We start from the raw sequence: 755 nt of genomic DNA, 5'->3' as shown, positions 1-755 counted from the left end.
TGCGCTCATTCATATCGCGAAACAGCAGCCCTCTCTTGCGGATTCTCTAAATTTTGTTGCTGTTGGCGGCGCAAGAGTGTCGTCGCAACTGATTAACACCGCGCATGCGCTGAACATCCCTGCGTTTGAAGGTTATGGCTTGTCTGAATGTGGCTCCGTCGTTTGTTTGAATACACCAGCCGCATTTAAAGCAGGAACGTGTGGCAAACCGCTTCCGCACACTCAGATTCGTATCGCGGAAGATGGTGAACTGCTCGTCAAAGGCAACGTTGCTCTTGGCTATTTGAATGAGCCGTTTACTCAAGAATGGTTAGCGACTGGCGACTTAGCCCAAATTGACGCGCAAGGTTTTGTCACTCTCTCAGGACGCAAGAAGAACCTTATCGTCACCGCATACGGCAGAAATGTCTCACCGGAATGGATTGAATCAGAAGCGTTGGCGTTTTTGCCGATGACGCCACTGATCGTTACAGGTGATAGCCAACAAACATTATGTGCTGTCATTGCCAATAGCGAAGACGTCGAAGCAAAGGTTCATGCATTAAACCGAACCCTACCCGATTACGCTCAAATCCGAACCTTATTGCTGCTAGACAACCCACGAGCCATCTCTGGTTGGTACACGGATAACAGCAAGCTCAAACGAAATCAAATTGAACATGATGTAGCTCAGTTATTAGCGTGCACAACGCCTGAATTAACGCTGCAAGCGCAAAAGATCCAACGCATCGATTTGCCCTTTCAGCAACACATTA

At 48.2% G+C, this 755-nt stretch carries 1 protein-coding gene; it reads left to right on the top strand.

From position 1 onward, the window contains the following. Nucleotides 1-755: AMP-binding protein (locus R7040_RS26120; RefSeq protein WP_318097528.1), on the top strand; the 755-nt coding region annotated here is incomplete at both ends.

It is taken from the genome of Vibrio sp. 1069 (assembly GCF_033340555.1).
Note: the sequence above shows the minus strand (reverse complement) of the source record. Positions and strands in the feature narration are given on the sequence as shown.